The organism is Peribacillus faecalis (genome assembly GCF_014712675.1).
Taxonomy (GTDB): Bacteria; Bacillota; Bacilli; order Bacillales; family DSM-1321; genus Bacillus_AD; species Bacillus_AD faecalis.
In genome coordinates, this window is the sequence record NZ_JACXSI010000020.1 from 43559 (window position 1) to 60736 (window position 17178).

Below are 17178 nucleotides of genomic sequence, written 5' to 3' on the forward strand. Positions count from 1 at the left end.
ATTACCGTTGACCTATTTATTTGCTCGGATTGAAATCACACGGTCTTCCTCATTCGGGTAGTATATTGTTATATGGAGGTTAAATCAATAAAAATTCTCAAGTTCTTTAAGCCAGCCGGTGTGCGGGAACGGTATTCCATTTCTTTATATCCAAATAAAAAACTGTACCGGAACCGGTACAGTTTTCTCCCTATTCTTTCACACGCAATAATCTCAAGCTATTCAGCGTTACCAATAGGGTAGCGCCTAAGTCAGCGAAAATGGCGATCCATAATGTCAGCCAGCCTGGAACTACCAGCAACAGAGCGATTAGCTTTAATCCAAGCGCGAACGTGATATTTTGTTTAATGACGCTCATAGTTTTCTTGCTTAACTTAATGACGAACGGAAGCTTATGCAAATCATCACCCATTAAAGCGATATCTGCTGTTTCCAGCGCCGTATCAGAGCCGACTCCTCCCATGGCAATACCGATATTGGCAGCCGCTAATGCCGGCGCATCATTGACGCCATCACCGACCATCGCAACATGTTCATATTGCTGTTTTAGCTCTTTCATTTTCTCAAGCTTATGTTGCGGAAGCAGATTGGCTTCTGTTCGACTGACTCCGACAGCATCTGCAATGCTGAATGCCGTCTCGGCAGAATCACCGGTCAGCATGATTGTATGCTCAATTCCTTGCGCATGCAGTGCAGACACAACCTCTTTGCTGCTTTCGCGTACTTCATCAGCGACCGCAACAATTGCAACAATTTGATTTTCCTTGCCGATTAGCATCGCTGTTTTACCTTGATGCTGGTACACTTTCAACCGTTGCTCAATCGCATCAACTTGTTCAACTCCGACAGTTTCCTTCAATAAAGCCGCATTGCCGATATAATATTGCTCACCGTCAATTTTCCCTTGAATTCCTTTTCCGATTACAGATGTGAAGGCTTCTATTTCATAAGATTTGTATGCAATCGTATCTTGCTCGGCTTTTTTTATGAATGCTTGCGAAAGCGGATGTTGAGAAAATGCCTCCAGTGCAGCAATTTTTCCGAACAGTGTTTCCCGATTATCGCCGCTTAGCACATCATAATTTGTCACTGCAGGAACACCTTTAGTCAATGTGCCTGTTTTATCAAAAGCGATCGCCTTTATTTTTCGGACTTCTTCAAGATGAATACCGCCTTTAATGAGAACACCTTTTTTTGCCGCGTTGCCTATAGCTGTGACAATTGCGACCGGCGTTGAAATTACTAGCGCACAAGGACAGCCGACAACGAGTACAGCCAAACCTTGATAAATCCAGGAAACCCACTCACCGCCAAAGAACAAAGGCGGAATAATCGCTACCAAAAATGCCACCACGATAATGGCCGGAGTGTAATACTTCGCAAACACATCAACAAATGCTTGTGCCGGTGCTCTTTCACCTTGCGCCTCTTCAACAAGATGAATCATTTTCGCGATTGTTGTATCATCGACTAGTTTCGTTACTTCAATCTCAAGCATTCCTTCTGCATTCAAAGTTCCGGCGTATACATCATCACCTATGCTCTTTTCAACAGGAATCGATTCTCCTGTAATCGCCGATTGATTAACATTGGAATGCCCCTTTACCACTTTGCCGTCCATCGCAATTTTTTGTCCCGGTTTGACAAGCATGATGTCCTTCAAGACGATATCATCAACGGATACTTCCATCTCTTTTCCGTTTCGGCGCACTAATGCTGTTTTCGGTGCTATATCCATAAGCGAAGTGATTGATTTACGAGCTTTTTCCATTGAGTAATGCTCAAGCGCCTCACTAATCGCAAACAGGATGACAACAACCGCGCCCTCACTCCATTCACCGATGATGGCCGCCCCAATAATAGCAATCGTCATCAAGGTTTTCATATCGAACTGCAGCTTTGTTAAATTTCTCAAACCAACTTTAAAAATGGAGTAACCTCCGATTGCGATACTCAAAAAGAATGAGGCGATTGTTACCAGACTGTCTTCACCAATTGTATAGTTAGAGACATAACCCGCGACTAAAAACATAAAGGAAATAATCAGCACACCATATTTTTGCCAAAAGCTTTTTTCCGGCATTTCTTGTTTTGCTTTGACCGGACTGATTTGCAGCTTCTCAAATGCGCCGGCCTCTTGTACTTGCTCTAATTTATGATCTCCGATGACTGTAATCTTCGCAGCGCCGAAGTTGACCTTTGCATCCTCGACACCATCTATATTTTTGACATTTTGCTCAAATATTCGCGCACAGTTGGCACAATCCAACCCTTGAATCCGGTAAACTTGTTTCTCTTGCTCGAATGTTTTGGCATGGCTCATCTTTGTTCACCGACCTTTTCTTCAATCGTCAAATTTAACAATTGTTTAATTGTTTCATCCATGATGCAATAAAAAGCCTGTTTACCTCTCTTACGATAAGAAGCAATCCCAATGTCCCGCAGCAGACGCAAATGGTGAGAAGCTGTCGCCGTTGAAACTTCTGCAACTTCCGCTACATCGCACACACACTGTTCTTTTATTGTCAGCAAATACGCGATTTTAACACGTGTCGGATCAGACAACGCCTTGAAAAGACTGGCTGCATCTGCAAAATCTTTGTCTTTCATCGTGTCTTTAAGCGTTGTAATCTGCTCGACGCTATTATTAATATGTTCAATTTCACATTGGTCTTTCAATAGTCTCACCTCTGCCTACATGCACATTCTAATATATATTTGATTATATTATACTCCTCTGCCTCCAGTTCCTCCATTGATTGTAATAGTCAGTATATGAAAATTTTTCGACATTGGTTCTAATACGAAAAACCGGCACCGGTCCTTTTTCATCATGATAACACTACTTTGATACGCCTCGATGAAAAAGGAGACATGCGGGAGGACTAAGATGAATCACACAAGAAACCCGAACTTGGTTTCTTGGGGGAGGCAGCTTAGGACCAAGCATGGCAGGTGTAAGGTTAGACAGCTATCCAAGTTCAAGAAAAATAAATTAACTTATCTTTTTAAAAACTGGCGCCGGTCCTTTTTCATTTATGAATCCGCACCTCGATTTTTAACATTTGGGGTCTCCTGCTTTTGAAGGCTGAGAGCGCTATTTACTTGTACACAGCGCTATCCAGTCTACGAGAACGCAATCCACTTTTCGGACCGCGCTATCTTTGATGACGACGACGCTATAATTTCAAATACCGCGCTATTATTCGCCGCGACGACGCTATCCATCCTTGCCACGGCGCTATCTGCTTCTTCACCGCGCAATCCTTGTTCCAAATCCAATTCTTTTCCATAAAAACTGGCAGTTTGTTAACTAAAACCCATCGTTTGAGTTGATTCGTCGTGCAAAACACGCTTATTTCTCCCTAAATTTGCACACCAAGAAGAAAAAAAACTGCCGCAGCACAAAGCTTGCGGCAGCCTCTTAATTACATTTCTTTCGGAGCACCTAATCCTAACAGACGAAGTGCTTCTTCCAGTACAACCGTCACACAATATACAAGCGTCAAACGTGAGTTTTTTTGCGCATCGTCCGCTAAAATACGAACTTCGCCATAGTATTTATTGAACGTTTGCGCCAAGTTGATCGCATATTTTGCCACAAGTGATGGATCGTACTTGTCACATGCCTTGCGAACAACTTCAGGGAACTCTTGAAGATCTTTAATGATTGACCATTCTTCTTCACCGTTCAGATTAATGTCGCTTTCCTCATGCCAATCGCCTTTTCTTAAAAGCGAGCATGCTCGTGCGTGTGTGTATTGCACGTAAGGTCCTGTCTCCCCTTCAAAACGAAGCATATCTTCTAGTGAAAATTCGATGTCATTGCAACGATAGTTTTTCAAATCATGGAAAACAACAGCGCCGACACCGACTGTTTCAGCGACTTTTTCTTTATCTGCAAGGTCTGGGTTACGGTCATTAATTGTGTTCAGCACTGTATCGATGGACTCTCTAAGTACTTCCTCAAGAAGCACGACTTTCCCTTTACGCGTCGACATTTTGCGGCCGTCTTTTAGCATCATGCCGAATGGAATGTGCACGACATCATCTGCCCAATCAAATTGCATTTTTTTCAATACAGCTTTCAATTGTCTAAAGTAATGCGACTGCTCATTGCCGACTACATAAAGCGCTTTGCTGAAATGATATGTGTTTTGACGGTAGTAAGCTGCTGCCAAATCACGTGTTGCATACAATGTCGCACCATCTGATTTTCTGATTAAAGCAGGCGGCAGTTCTTGGTCATCCAAGTTAACAACCTCTGCGCCATCTGATAATGTCAGTAGGTTCTTTTCGACAAGTAAATCGATAATGACATCCATTTTGTCGTTATAGAAAGCCTCACCAGCAAATGAATCGAATTCAATACCCATCAAGTCATAAATCGTTGAGAACTCTTTTAATGACTCATCACGGAACCATTGCCAAAGCTCTTTCGCTTCAGCATCGCCATCTTCAAGAAGTTTGAACCATTTTCGCGCTTCATCCTCTAGTGAAGGATCATTTACAGCTTCATCATGGAATTGTACATACAGCTTTAACAGCTCTTTAATTGGATGCTCTCGAACCGCTTCTTCAGAGCCCCATTTTTTATAAGCCGTAATTAGCTTACCGAACTGTGTACCCCAATCTCCTAAGTGATTAATTTTCACAGTTTCATAGCCGTTTTTTTGGAAAATAAGCGACAATGCGTTACCAATAACAGTTGAGCGCAAGTGCCCCATTGAGAACGGCTTCGCAATGTTCGGAGACGACATGTCAATTGTCACAACTTTGTTGTCACCGTCATGATTTTTTCCGTATTGGTCTTTTTCTTTTAAAATTGTGTGCAGTACTTCTTGAAGAACCGCATCCTTTTTCAAGAACACATTCAAATACCCGCCAACGACTTCAATTTTTTCAAATAAAGGTGATGAAAGCTGCTCGCTAATCTCTGCTGCAATCATTTGCGGTGCTTTTCTTCGTGTTTTCGCCAATGAGAAGCAAGGGAAAGCCAAGTCACCTTGGTTGCTGTATTTCGGTTTTTCAATCAGCTGTTCAATTTGTTCCATTGTCAGCTCATCTTTCATATTCGGATAAAGTACAGTTGCAAATTCTTGAACGTATTTCATTCGATTTCCTCCTTTATATAAAAAAGCCCCCGTCTCTATAATGAAGAGACGAGAGCTTGAATTCCCGCGGTACCACTCTAATTGTTCGTAATTGAACCGGCTTTGTTTGTTAACGAGGTACTGATTCCCCGGATTGCCCTACTGACTCAGGCAATCTTCTCCAAAGTGCGCTTCATAAGCAACATGACAATCGGGCTCACACCATCCCCGACTCGCTTCGTGCATCGACTGCTTACTACTCTCTTTTTCATAGAATTCAAAATATGTGTAACTTAATTGTACTAAACGGACATTACCGATTTCAATTAAAATATAAATATCCGCAATTCACATAGAAGAATTGTTTCTTCCTTTGCTTCCATAAACTGAAAAATTCATTCAACCGGAGGGACTAGTTATGCAACAACTCATGGATTATCATCATCATAGCCTTCATTCTTTCGACAGCAAAGCTGTTATGGAAGACATTTGCCGGCAAGCAATCAAAAACGGTGTCAAAGAAATGTGTTTCACCGAGCATTTTTCCGTCAACCCGCTCGCACCAACTTACGGACATATGAAATTTGACCGCTACTTCAACGATATTGAATCATGCCTGCAAACGTTCAGTCACAAGCTGACGATAAGAGCAGGCATCGAGTTATGCGAGCCTCATTTAATGAAAGCAGAATATGCAAAAACGTTGAGACCATTGCCACTTGATTTCATTATGGGATCGGTTCACAACATTGATAACACAAAACTACGACTTTTTGTCGCGGAGCAGGGGGCAGCTGCTAATGCCTGCTATTTTGAAGAAGTTTATAAAATGGTTTGCGGAGCTGATATCGATGTGATTGCTCATCTTGATTTGATTAAACGATACAGCCATGACACAATCGGCATTTATGATTTCAACGAACATCGTGATATACTGCATGCCATTTTGAAAAAAGCGATTGAGCGCGGCATCGGTATTGAAATCAATACATCAGGATTGCGCGGTTCACTGCAAGACACGATGCCATCGAAGCAAATTTTGCAGCTGTATAAGGAGCTCGGCGGAGAAATTTTGACAATCGGCTCTGATTCACATGCTGCTGAAACGGTAGGTGCCAATATTGCCGACGCCTATGAGTTAGCGAAGGAATGCGGGTTCAAATCTTTGTTCAGTTTTGAGCGAAGACAAGCTCGGGCAGTTGATTTTTAATAATTGGATGGTCTGTCCCGTATGATGGGGCAGGCTTTTATAGTGCTATACTGTTTGCCTGACGCTCTATTACCGGGTTCGGCGCTCTATTCCGCTTGTTGTCGCTCTATCCGGATGGATCGCGCTCTATTTTTTTGTTTCACGCTCTATCTTTGGCCGCTCGCGCTCTATTTTTTCATTTCGCGCTCTAAAATTTCGTTTCGCGCTCTATCCCCAGACTCTAGCGCCTATTTTTCTATCATTCTTTTAAATATGAGGACATTTTTTATCATCATCAATAAAAATTCCTGCAAATCAGCTGGCTTTTCGTTCACTCGAAAGGCTTTTTTCGAATAAAGTGCCAATATTATTAACATCCTATCTTTGTTTGCAGGGGTTAACCGACAGATGCTGAATATATTTAAGCAAGGGAGGTGATAGTTTGAAGTATTTTTTTCCGATTAGCATTCTTTTGTCCGGCATTATATATTTTTTTTTCGTCGATACAAGTCTTTTATTTCTCGTGCTTACAACAAAGCTGATTCCAATGCTGCTGATTATTTTTTATGCAGCTCGGCAAAGACCTGTAGACAAGAGTATCTTAATCGGGCTTTCGTTCTGCGCACTTGGCGATGCACTCATCTTCTTTTCATTTCTACCTGGGCTGGCTGCCTTTTTGGTCGGACATTTATTTTATATTTATGCCTTTATGAAACAACGGCAGTTTAGCTGGCTTCGTTTATCTGTGACTGTACCACTCATCATTTTCGGCGCTTTTATGGGGAACTCGCTCATTTCAGCGTTAAATAGTAGCGGTGGGGAGGCATTCATTATACCCGTTATCCTCTACCTGATCGTCATCAGCTTCATGGGCTTTGCCGCATTCCAGACGGGCAACAAATATTTATATTTTGGGAGTATCTTATTCATCATTTCAGATGCCGTTTTAGCATGGAATTTGTTTATTGGAGATGTTACGTATTCTGGAGAAATTATTATGTTGACTTATTATGGCGCCCAATTTCTAATTGCGCACTCTTTAACAAGAGCACGTGCTCGCTCAAAATAATTGTGGACATGTGGACTATTGAGGCAACCTATCCCAACTTTGTGGATGAATAAATTGAAATGTGGATGAATTTTTAAATTTCTCGTTACTTTTTTCGAAAAATTATCCACATTTCCACCGATTCAAGCAACGGAACGAGAAAAACCTAAGTAGCGCGTACCTTGGAATTTCAAATTGCCATAATCGCCTTCTACTAGCAGCCCGTATTGTTGACCATTCACTTGCAGCTCAATTCGGTCTCCACTCGTTACTTCGAATGTCACAAAATAACTCGTATGGGCATGAGAGTCTCCCCCGCCTCCACGAACACTCATCCGTTTCGTGACAACTTTCGACTGGACCTCCAGAATAGGAGAATTGTTGTTTTTGCTCCAAGTCGCTACCCCTTTCACCATTGAAACAACAATAACGCCGATGACAATCACAAAAACAATACCTATGAATATTGGTGCGATGCTAAACATCGTATCTTCATACATCATCCAAATCCACCCCTCCCCTTTATTGTACAAAATTACCAAATAAAGGAAAAGGAGACTTCACAATGAAGTCTCCCCACTATTAAAATGCAGCAGCTGCTTTAGCAGTTTCCTGTAAGCCGCTTGCAATGATTTCTTCTGCACGGTCTGTATATTGGTTATGGCCTTCAATGACAACAGTTTCCGGATTGTGGATTCCCCATAATGAGATAGCTGCTTTTACATAGTTTACAGCCATTTCATATGGCGCCATTTGTTCTGTAGAATAATCGCTGCCTCGAGCATTCAACAGCATAACTTTTTTATCACCCGCATAACCAACAGGGCCATTTGCTGTGTAATTGAACATTTTACCTGCTTGCGCAAGGTAAGAGATATATGTTACAAGCGGAGCCGGTACTGTCGCATTCCATAATGGGAAAGCAAATACAGCTTTATCTACGCTTAAGAATTGATTTAAGTATTTTTCAATTAAAGAAGATAAATTTTCTTCTTCTGCAGTCAGTTCCATACCTTTACCTTTCTTGAACATAGCTGTAATTGCAGCGTTTCCGTAATAAGGCAGGTTTTCTTCAAATAAATCCAATTCGATAATTTCATCGTTTGGATGACTTTCCTTATATGACGCTAAAAATGTTTCGTACATTTTCACACTCATTGATTGATCTGCCGGACGATCGTTTACTTTGATGAATAATACTTTTGACATACTATTTAGTCCCTCCATTGTGTATAAAGTTTACTGAAACTGTAATAAGCACAGTTAAAATACTAAAAAATATCTGAGCTTGAATTTAGCACAGTTAAATAGAAAAATTTAATCACAGTTAAAATTTAAACTGCAATCAATACAAACACATTATACACGAAACAGATTCCTTTGCAAAAAAATCTGTTTGCTCTTTCTTACTATTTACATGGAAGGTCACTTATTATGTCCGCCAAAGTGAATTGCTTCAAGTAGTCGATAATTAGTTGCTCACCGACAATCATAATCTCTTCCAATCTTTGATCGAGCTGTAAACCAAGTTCATCGCAATCCGCTTGTGCTTTACTCTTGGCCTCTTCACACTCTTGCTTCTTGATAGCCAAATAAACTTCCGACAACGAAATTTCTTCAACAGATTTTTTCAAACAATAACCGCCTTCTCTTCCCTCTCTCGCCTCGACAATTCCCGCTTGGCTTAAGGTCGCTAACACTCGCCTAAGAAAAGTAGCGTGCGAATTAAGTTGCTCTGCAATCGCCTTACTCGAACAAACACATTCCTTCTCGGCCAGCCATACTAAAGTATGTACAGCAATACGAAACCGCGGCTGCCCGATTTGATCAATTCGGTTTACCTTTTTCATCCTGTCACCCCTGTAATATCCACCTAGTAAAATAGTCCTCGCAACATTTTACCACGTTAACTAAAAAAAAGTACAATGGATAGGAAAAAAAAAGGGCCTTAAAGACCCTCCTGTCTGTTAAATAGATTGAACGACACGGAAGCCAAGCTCATTTGCTTCTTCCACTGAAAAAGCTTGGTCAAGATGCATGCAGTAAACACGATTGCGCAGCTGCTCCGGGATAAGCTCTGTCAGTTTTCGCAATGATAGATGAACATTGCCTTCGAAATCAGCTTTGCTCGTATCTTGATAAAATAAATCAATATTTCCGGCAAGCATTTCTTCCAATATGTCATCCGGTACCATATTACAATCGCCGCTGTAATATACTTTCCGGCCGTCGATTTCAAGCAGGTAAGCGAAACACTTTAAATGTGGCACATGCTGCACTTGATATGGTTTTATATATGTAATGCCGAGAAGGTTTTCCGGTGAATATGAGTCTTCGATTTCAATGCTCGTATATTGGTTTTCCGGCACACCTTCCTTAGCCAAAATAACCTTCACATCCTCCGTCAAAGCTTTTGGTGTGATAATTGTTACTTTATTAGATTGCTTCGGCTCCATCACATTAAAGGCGTATCCTACTAAATCTCCTAAAGATCCAACGTGGTCTGCATGCAGATGTGTCTGCAATATGGTGATATGCTTCACGCCATTTAAGACACCTTTCTCAATTATGCGACTGAAATTAGTACTGCCGCAATCAATTAAAAACAGATTTTCCCCTTTTTTAATAAATGCATTATTGTTCCCTAACGCTGTATGAAAAGCACTGCCAATCCCGATAAATTGAAGCATCCTGTTTCATCTCCTCTTCTATATATAATAACTATTTTAATATAACCCTCCTCAATTTATTCAGTAAAAATATGAAGATTTGAATTCTTTCTAGGCCATGCAACTGATAATGTGTGACTGCATACTTTAACAAAAAATGCGTCAAACGCTTTTTCTTTTGACATAGTTGTGGAAGCATGCGAAAATGTTGAGTTAAGGAAACTATTTTGTTCGCAACCATTTATCAAATGATAATTTATAGAATAGTAACATTGCCGGCATTTGCGATGCTAACTCGATGAAACCATTCATTATGAAAGGAGCCTAAATATGGGAGACGTAATTTTCGCTTTATCCCTTACATTATTCGCCGGTCTGGCAACTGGGATTGGCAGTTTGATTGCTTTTTTCACATCAACAACTAATAAGAAATTTTTATCTATCAGCTTAGGTTTCTCTGCCGGAGTCATGATTTACGTATCGATGATTGAAATTTTTGTAAAAGCGAAGGATTCGCTTGTTTCAGAAATGGGTGAGCAGCCCGGTTATTGGGTAACAGTTATTGCGTTTTTCGGAGGGATGCTTGTTATCACCTTAATTGATAAGTTCATTCCGAAGCAAGGAAATCCCCATGAATTGAAAAAAGTCGAGGATATGAATAGACCGCCTTCAGAAATTAAAGAACAGAAATTAATGCGAATGGGCGTATTTACAGCACTTGCTATCGGCATTCATAACTTTCCGGAGGGAATTGCAACTTTCATTTCCGCGATGGAAGATCCGGGTCTTGGTATCGCCATTGCGATTGCAATCGCGATTCACAATATTCCGGAAGGCATCGCTGTAGCGGTACCGATTTACTATGCGACCAAAAGTAAGAAAAAAGCCTTCAAGCTTTCATTCCTATCAGGCTTGGCCGAACCGGTCGGCGCGATTTTCGCCTTTCTGATTCTGATGCCGTTCTTGAATGATATCATGTTCGGTGTCATCTTCGCCGCTGTTGCCGGAATTATGGTGTTCATATCACTGGATGAACTGTTGCCGGCCGCAAAAGAATATGATGAAGCACACGACTCCATTTACGGTCTAATTGCAGGGATGGCGGTTATGGCTGTCAGCTTATTATTGTTTATTTAAAATCTGTCTCATGAGGCAGATTCTTTTTTATATAATGGTAGAAAAAGAGGTGTTGTGATGAAATTCAGGAAAGCAAACGAGCACGATATCCCGGAAATTCTTGCTATTATTCAACAGGCGCAAAGCTATTTTAAAGAACAAAGAATTGATCAGTGGCAAGGAGACTATCCGAATGCTGAAACAATTCGTGAAGACATCTCAAAAGAGTATGGGTATGTTTTGCTGAAGGAAAATTGTGTTGCTGCGACGGTGGCTGTTTCATTCGACGATGAAGAAACGTATGACAAAATTTTTGAGGGAGAATGGTTAAGCAATCAACCTTATGCCGTCATTCACCGCCTCGCAATCAACAATGAACTGAAGGGCTCAGGTCTCTCCACAATTGTGATGGAGCATATTTTCGATCTGTGCCGCCAAAAAGGAATACATAGCATTAAAGTCGATACGCATGAAGAAAATATACCAATGTGCAAACTGCTTGAGAAAAACCTTTTCTCTTATTGCGGGATTATTCATGTTTCGGACGGTGAGCGTGTTGCATTTGAGAGATTGATTTGATAATTGGAAGAATGAAAAAAGAAGATAACTATAATTGATTATCTTCTTTTAGCCTCTATGTCTATCAGCAATTCTCCCAGGATTCCTATACTACAAAGAACAATAAATACTTCTACAGGAACAGCAAGCTCAGGTGCCCAATATTATGCAGTAGTTTATTACGAAGTGATACTAGATATGCATTGGGCGGATTTATCAGAACTGTTTTACTCTTTGCAGTTGGGTCATTTGCAACCTAATTTATAACTTCAGAAGTGTTCTATTTATTTTTGGTTGTTACAGGGAGTTATATCCTTTTGTTGAATTGAGCAAATGAAAGGTTACCTTAAAATGATTAAAAACCACAATTAATAGGAACCAGACCAATATAATTAAACCTACCAGCACCAATATGTTAATATGCTCCATACATTGTGAAGCAATAGCTTGGTAGCTCGTTTAATATTTGTTGAAATAAAAAGTAATTTCAAATTGCTATAAATTAACAAATGTGTTATCTTAGAAATAACAAATGAAAATTTTCTTTAGTTTTCTGCTAAAGATGGCGTTCAAATAAGTTACTTATTTGATAAATAAAATTCAATTTTATAGCCACCAGTAGATTGATACGATATTCCTTATTTAGGATTCCGTATTTATCTACTGGTGGCTTTTATTATTTAGGAGGGATTAAGAAGAATGGAAAACTACAACAATGAAGATGTATTAGCGCAGTATTTCGACTATATGAAATCAGAGGAAGCTACGGTTGTATTTATTGTAAAAAATCTAATTGCAGATGTTGATACAAATAGGAAATGGATCGATGTAGTGAGTTTTGACTCATATGGGACACGAGGAGATAAAATAGCATTTAATTATATAGTTATCGAATTATTTGATAGAAAGATGTTCCCTAAATATCCTAAAGGTGCTGAAATGAGATTGAAAAAAGCAATCACTTGGAAAACTGCCCATGAGGATATAGCGAAGCAGCGTACAATAGGGGTTAAAGGAATTAAATTTTTAATCACTTGCAAATTATTCGATAAAAATAGAGGAAAAAAGGAAACGCAATTATTGCCGTATTGGAATGAAGAGTACGGGGGATTTGATTATACAGGAAGAGTAAAAACAACAACAATTGCTAAACAATTTAATTTGGAGCCTAAATGGAGTTATAAGATTACAGGCGTAAGAAAAATAAGTGACAATCAATTTAAATTCATCCGAAAAAATTACGATAGTAAAATCTATCCACGAATTTTAAGGGAAAAATTTGTAAAGATAAATTGGTTTTTAGACAAGTAAAGAAAACAAAAATAGAAATGATAGGTATAGTTAAATATCGATTTAAAGTAACAGATGTAAAAGTAAATAGTTGTCTATGCTCAGTACCCAACACATTGCGAAGCAGTCGCTTGGTTAGAGGTAATAAAATAATTAGCAAAGAACGGATTCCGAATTTGAAATTCGTTTTTCTTGCTGTCTAAAAAAAGATTAAAGATTTATTTGTTGAAGTTATTTAGCTAACGGCGCAGCTTAGTTTGATAATCTTAGTTAGACTTGTTCACCAATCGTGTGCGATTGGTGAATAAGCTCCTCTTTTTCTTGTTGAGCTAACGAAGCTTTAGTTTATTAAAAAATTGACCTGAATCTCTTAATAGAGGTCCTTTTAGTGACATAATGTCTGTCAATAAATGAACCACTGTTAATTAATCCTTCATTAAACTCAAAAGTGTACGTTATTTTATTTGGTTCTAGAGATCTTAATAATTTCTGTTTCATAATTAACTCCATAAAGTTTAAATAAAAATGGTACCGCTCTTTTAGAGGTACCATTTTTATAACAATTAATTATGAAAAATCGTTCTAATTTATTTTGAGAAGTAACAACAAATTTAACTGACCATCGAAACAGCCGTTTTTTCCGGAATAAATAGTATCCCTAACTCATGATGCTCACCTTGGTAGACTGCTTTTTGCACAAGGCGGACTTCACCGCTTGTATCCAGCACCTCAAGTTTGCAATGCGCTCGGTTTGTTTGCAGCGCTTCATATAGCTCCGATTCGCTTATTACATTTTTGCCGTTCACTTTCGTAATGACTTCACCGACCTGCAAGCCCATTTTGTAAGCTGGAGACCCGGGAATGATTCCTAAAATAAACACACCGTGGTCTTTATTCGTAAAGTAAAAAGTAGAGCGTATTTCAGCATTCCGGTCACTATGGTAAAGAAACTCCCGTACTAAAATTGCCATAGCAGCAGCAATAATAGATAACAGAGGTATCCAAATGCTCGCTACAGCAGCAGCTAACACAATTACACCCAGACCAATAACTTTTGCCCCGCTCGTTTTAATTGCTTGTTCCGGCAGCGCCGCTTGCACGAGCTGTGTATAGCCGAGAATAAATGGTACTAATATCGGCGTTACGGTCATCTGTTCTCCTAGATGGAATACCGGCCACCACTCAAACGGTAATGACACATCGCCGCCCGGAAGGAATAAAAACAGTGGCACAAGCCAAATGCGCCCTGTTTCATGTGCACCGACAGTCAAACCTCTGTTGGACGTAATCAGTCTTGGCGATGTTTTCTTTGATGCGTTTATGCGAACCATAAGTCCTTCTGCTATCAGCATGGCGCCCATAATCACCGCAAGTCCTGGTACTAATGGAGAATTCAAATCATCAATTGCCGCTCCAAAATACGGTATATCAATATTTTTCTCAAATAAGAAGAAGACGAGAAATAATGTGATTCCGATGATATAAGCAGGAGATAATAATCTGAACTGCATCGTGAAGCTGATAACGAAGGCGACCACTGCCATTAATAAAATAGCGGCGAAAGGAACAACGATACCCGCTGCCGCACAAGCGACAGATAAAATAAGACCTACCAATAAACCAAGCGGCAGTACATTTTTCAGTTCAAAAAGACCGCCTTCAACCCGAATCTTAAAATCCTTTCGTTCACGTTTCACACGACGATATCCGACAAGTATGGCTAATAAAAAGGAATAGTAAAATAGCGGATGGATGAATAGCATTCCAGCTCCCCGAAACATTTCCATAATCCACCCTGTTTCCATCAGTATCTACCTTCCTCTCAACAATTCATAATATACTATCTATTATTTTATCAGAGACGACAGCCTTTTCCTATCACATTTACACTGTATTTATTAGCAAGATACATCTCGAACACTTACTTTCGGCTCACTTAAGACTGGGAATGTACTGGAAATCTAGTAAATCCGGTTAATTCCGCTAGCTTATGAAAAAAATTGCGCAGCCATGAAGACTGATTGCTTCATAGTTCAGAATATAGCGCGTTGAAACAAAAGTTAGCGTCATCACGGTAAAAGATTGTGTCGTCACAATAGCGCTCTCGGTCCAGTAATTGAGTGGTCCAAAGCAAAGTGACACGGTGAATGAAAACTCTCTGCCTAAGCTCTCAATTCCACATACAAAAGGCCTTCAGCAAAGTGCCGAAGACCTTCCAATTTTTATTTAGCTAAATAACGGATAGCTGCCAGCAGCTGGACATCGTTTTCCTCATCTTTTATCTCTTCTAAAATCTTATTCTCAAGCTCTGCGGCAGTCTTTTCATCAATCGTACCGGTGACATCAAGTTTCGAATTGGCTTGAAACGCTTTTACGGCAATTTCCGTTTTCAAGTCGAAGTAACCATCTTGTCGGCCAGGCTCGTAGCCTAAACCTTTTAGCATTTCTTGCGCATGCATAATTTGCTCATTTGTCATGTCACGCTTCAATGTTGCATCTATCGAAAGTGGATATGTTTTGTATATAGCAGGTTGTGCGATTTCAATTGTCGGCTCAATTCCTTTTCCATGAATCCAGTTGCCGTCCGGCGTCAACCACTTGCTCGTTGTCAATTTAATGTCGCTGCCGTCCTGCATTGGAACAACTTGCTGGACAGTCCCTTTACCGAAAGTCTTCTCACCGATGAGTGTGTAACCACCGGCCTCTTCCATCGCTGCTGCCAATATTTCTGAAGCTGAGGCGCTGCCGTTATCTATGAGTACCGCCATATTATATGGCTTTTTCTTTTCTAACCTTGAATAAGTTTTTGATTTATCACCGTTGCGGTCCTCTGTTTGCACAAATGGCTTATCGCTTGAAACGATTGCATCCGTTATTTCTGCAACTGCAGGCAACAGACCGCCCGGATTGCCGCGTACGTCAATAATTAAACTATCAATTTCCTGTTTTTCCAAATCGGCGAGCTGTTCTTTAAAGTCAGCTGCAGTTTTCTCCGAGAAGGAAGCTATTTCAATATAGCCGATATTTTTGCCCGATTCTTTTTTGATGGAAGAAAAGACCGTTTCTATAGGAATTTGATCGCGTTTAATTTCAAAATTTAAATGCTTGGCGACACCAGGCCTCTTAATCTCAAGCTGCACTTTCGTTCCTTTTTCACCGCGAATTTTCACGCTCACTTCTTGTACGTTCAGTCCTTTGACCGATTCTCCATTAACAGAAATGATTTCGTCTCTTGCCTTTAATCCTGCTTTTTCAGCCGGGGAATCCTTATAAGGAGCTACGATGACGATGCGCTCTTCCTCAAGTCCGATTTCTGTGCCGATGCCTTCAAATGATGAATCAAGCGATTGATTGAATTGTTTTGCCGTTTCTTGATCCATATAGATTGAGTACGGGTCCTCAAGCTGCGAAATCATTCCTTGGATGGCGCCCGAAACCAATTCCTCATGACTGACTTTATGGATATAATGCTTGCTTATAAGATCATATGCCTGCTCCACTTTTTCCAAATCAACATCCATCGCTACTGCCGGCTCCCTCTTCTCTACCTCCCTCGGCGAATTCCATTTCATGAACAGATCCGGCTCAAAAAACATGCCGCCCGCCGCCCCAATCGCGAGAGAAAGGATGATCGCTAAAGGAAGCAACCACTTTTTATTCATAGTATTCTCCTTCCTTCTAAAAAAGGCACCGCACAGATGTGTGATGCCTTGTCTCTTTTATTTAATGGATATGAAGGGCTTGTACGAATTATGACGGAAATGTTAGGGTGTTGCACAGTACCATAACGGATGGATAAATAAATTTGTTTTTGCAGAATTTTGTTAAAATGCTTCATACATGGGTAAACGTAATCCGAAGATTTAGCTTCATGAATAAACTAAAAAAATGACTGGATTTCCGTTCAATTCTTTGCTTTTTCACCTTAAAGATGCACTATTTGCAAACGAAAAATCGGTTATTTGTCGTGGATGTGGAATTCGGGCAGTGCAGGTTATGAGAGTTGTTACCGCAAATTTGAGAGCCGTCGCTCACATTTTAAAAAATCGAGTAGGAGGGGGTGATTAACCCCCGACCTCTCACACCACCGTACGTACGGTTCCTTATACGGCGGTTCAATTAAGATAATTGACGCAAGTATTCATAACGAGCTTGTAGACTTTTGAGCCCTTGAAGATTCCAGTAGGTTTTATCAAGGGCTCTATCTAGTACCGG

At 40.2% G+C, this 17178-nt stretch carries 14 protein-coding genes and 1 other annotated feature; of the genes, 5 read left to right on the forward strand and 9 right to left on the reverse strand.

Going from position 1 to position 17178, the window contains the following annotated elements; translation table 11 throughout:
• Positions 1 to 190: 190 nt before the first annotated feature.
• The 3 genes from IEO70_RS09380 to argS form a co-directional block, all read right to left on the reverse strand.
• On the reverse strand, positions 191 to 2323 hold the full coding sequence (locus tag IEO70_RS09380; protein WP_190998122.1) for a heavy metal translocating P-type ATPase: 2133 nt from the start codon (positions 2321 to 2323) through the stop codon (positions 191 to 193).
• The gene (locus IEO70_RS09385; protein ID WP_235973562.1) at positions 2320 to 2679 is read right to left on the reverse strand and encodes an ArsR/SmtB family transcription factor; all 360 of its coding nucleotides are present in this window, start codon (positions 2677 to 2679) and stop codon (positions 2320 to 2322) included. The genes IEO70_RS09380 and IEO70_RS09385 overlap by 4 nt, the downstream gene beginning before the upstream one ends.
• A gap of 749 nt (positions 2680 to 3428) precedes the next feature.
• A complete protein-coding gene (argS, locus tag IEO70_RS09390) occupies positions 3429 to 5114 on the reverse strand; it encodes an arginine--tRNA ligase (RefSeq protein WP_190998123.1) in 1686 nt (561 codons plus the stop codon).
• 41 nt (positions 5115 to 5155) lie between these two features.
• Positions 5156 to 5374 (reverse strand) — a binding site (T-box leader).
• 137 nt (positions 5375 to 5511) lie between these two features.
• Here argS and IEO70_RS09395 point away from each other — a divergent pair.
• Entirely contained in the window at positions 5512 to 6303 is a 792-nt protein-coding gene (locus IEO70_RS09395) for a histidinol-phosphatase HisJ family protein (RefSeq protein ID WP_190998124.1), read from the forward strand.
• Positions 6304 to 6724: 421 nt separating this feature from the next.
• Positions 6725 to 7351 (forward strand): lysoplasmalogenase, encoded by a 627-nt coding sequence (locus tag IEO70_RS09400; RefSeq protein WP_190998125.1) that lies wholly within the window; start codon positions 6725 to 6727, stop codon positions 7349 to 7351.
• Positions 7352 to 7473: 122 nt separating this feature from the next.
• Here the strand turns inward: IEO70_RS09400 and IEO70_RS09405 are convergent, their stop codons facing one another.
• From IEO70_RS09405 to IEO70_RS09420, 4 genes are all read right to left on the reverse strand, one after another.
• A complete protein-coding gene (locus IEO70_RS09405) occupies positions 7474 to 7833 on the reverse strand; it encodes a DUF2500 domain-containing protein (RefSeq protein ID WP_190998126.1) in 360 nt (119 codons plus the stop codon).
• 79 nt (positions 7834 to 7912) lie between these two features.
• Entirely contained in the window at positions 7913 to 8557 is a 645-nt protein-coding gene (locus tag IEO70_RS09410) for an FMN-dependent NADH-azoreductase (RefSeq protein ID WP_328820902.1), read from the reverse strand.
• Positions 8558 to 8739: 182 nt separating this feature from the next.
• Positions 8740 to 9180 (reverse strand): Rrf2 family transcriptional regulator, encoded by a 441-nt coding sequence (locus IEO70_RS09415; RefSeq protein ID WP_190998128.1) that lies wholly within the window; start codon positions 9178 to 9180, stop codon positions 8740 to 8742.
• 117 nt (positions 9181 to 9297) lie between these two features.
• Positions 9298 to 10020, reverse strand: coding sequence for an MBL fold metallo-hydrolase (locus tag IEO70_RS09420; protein ID WP_190998129.1), 723 nt, complete (start codon positions 10018 to 10020; stop codon positions 9298 to 9300).
• A 309-nt stretch (positions 10021 to 10329) separates the two neighbouring features.
• Here IEO70_RS09420 and zupT point away from each other — a divergent pair, with 309 nt between their 5' ends.
• From zupT to IEO70_RS09435, 3 genes are all read left to right on the forward strand, one after another.
• Positions 10330 to 11136 carry a zinc transporter ZupT gene (zupT, locus tag IEO70_RS09425; protein WP_190998130.1) on the forward strand — a complete coding sequence of 269 codons (807 nt, stop codon included), beginning with the start codon at positions 10330 to 10332 and terminating at the stop codon, positions 11134 to 11136.
• A 57-nt stretch (positions 11137 to 11193) separates the two neighbouring features.
• Positions 11194 to 11694 carry a GNAT family N-acetyltransferase gene (locus IEO70_RS09430; protein WP_190998131.1) on the forward strand — a complete coding sequence of 167 codons (501 nt, stop codon included), beginning with the start codon at positions 11194 to 11196 and terminating at the stop codon, positions 11692 to 11694.
• A gap of 678 nt (positions 11695 to 12372) precedes the next feature.
• Positions 12373 to 12984 (forward strand): hypothetical protein, encoded by a 612-nt coding sequence (locus IEO70_RS09435; protein WP_190998132.1) that lies wholly within the window; start codon positions 12373 to 12375, stop codon positions 12982 to 12984.
• A 590-nt stretch (positions 12985 to 13574) separates the two neighbouring features.
• Here IEO70_RS09435 and IEO70_RS09440 read toward each other — a convergent pair.
• Positions 13575 to 14768, reverse strand: a complete 1194-nt coding sequence (locus tag IEO70_RS09440; protein ID WP_190998133.1) for a PDZ domain-containing protein — start codon at positions 14766 to 14768, stop codon at positions 13575 to 13577.
• 417 nt (positions 14769 to 15185) lie between these two features.
• Positions 15186 to 16625, reverse strand: coding sequence for a S41 family peptidase (locus IEO70_RS09445; protein ID WP_190998134.1), 1440 nt, complete (start codon positions 16623 to 16625; stop codon positions 15186 to 15188).
• Between the last annotated feature and the right edge of the window lie 553 nt (positions 16626 to 17178).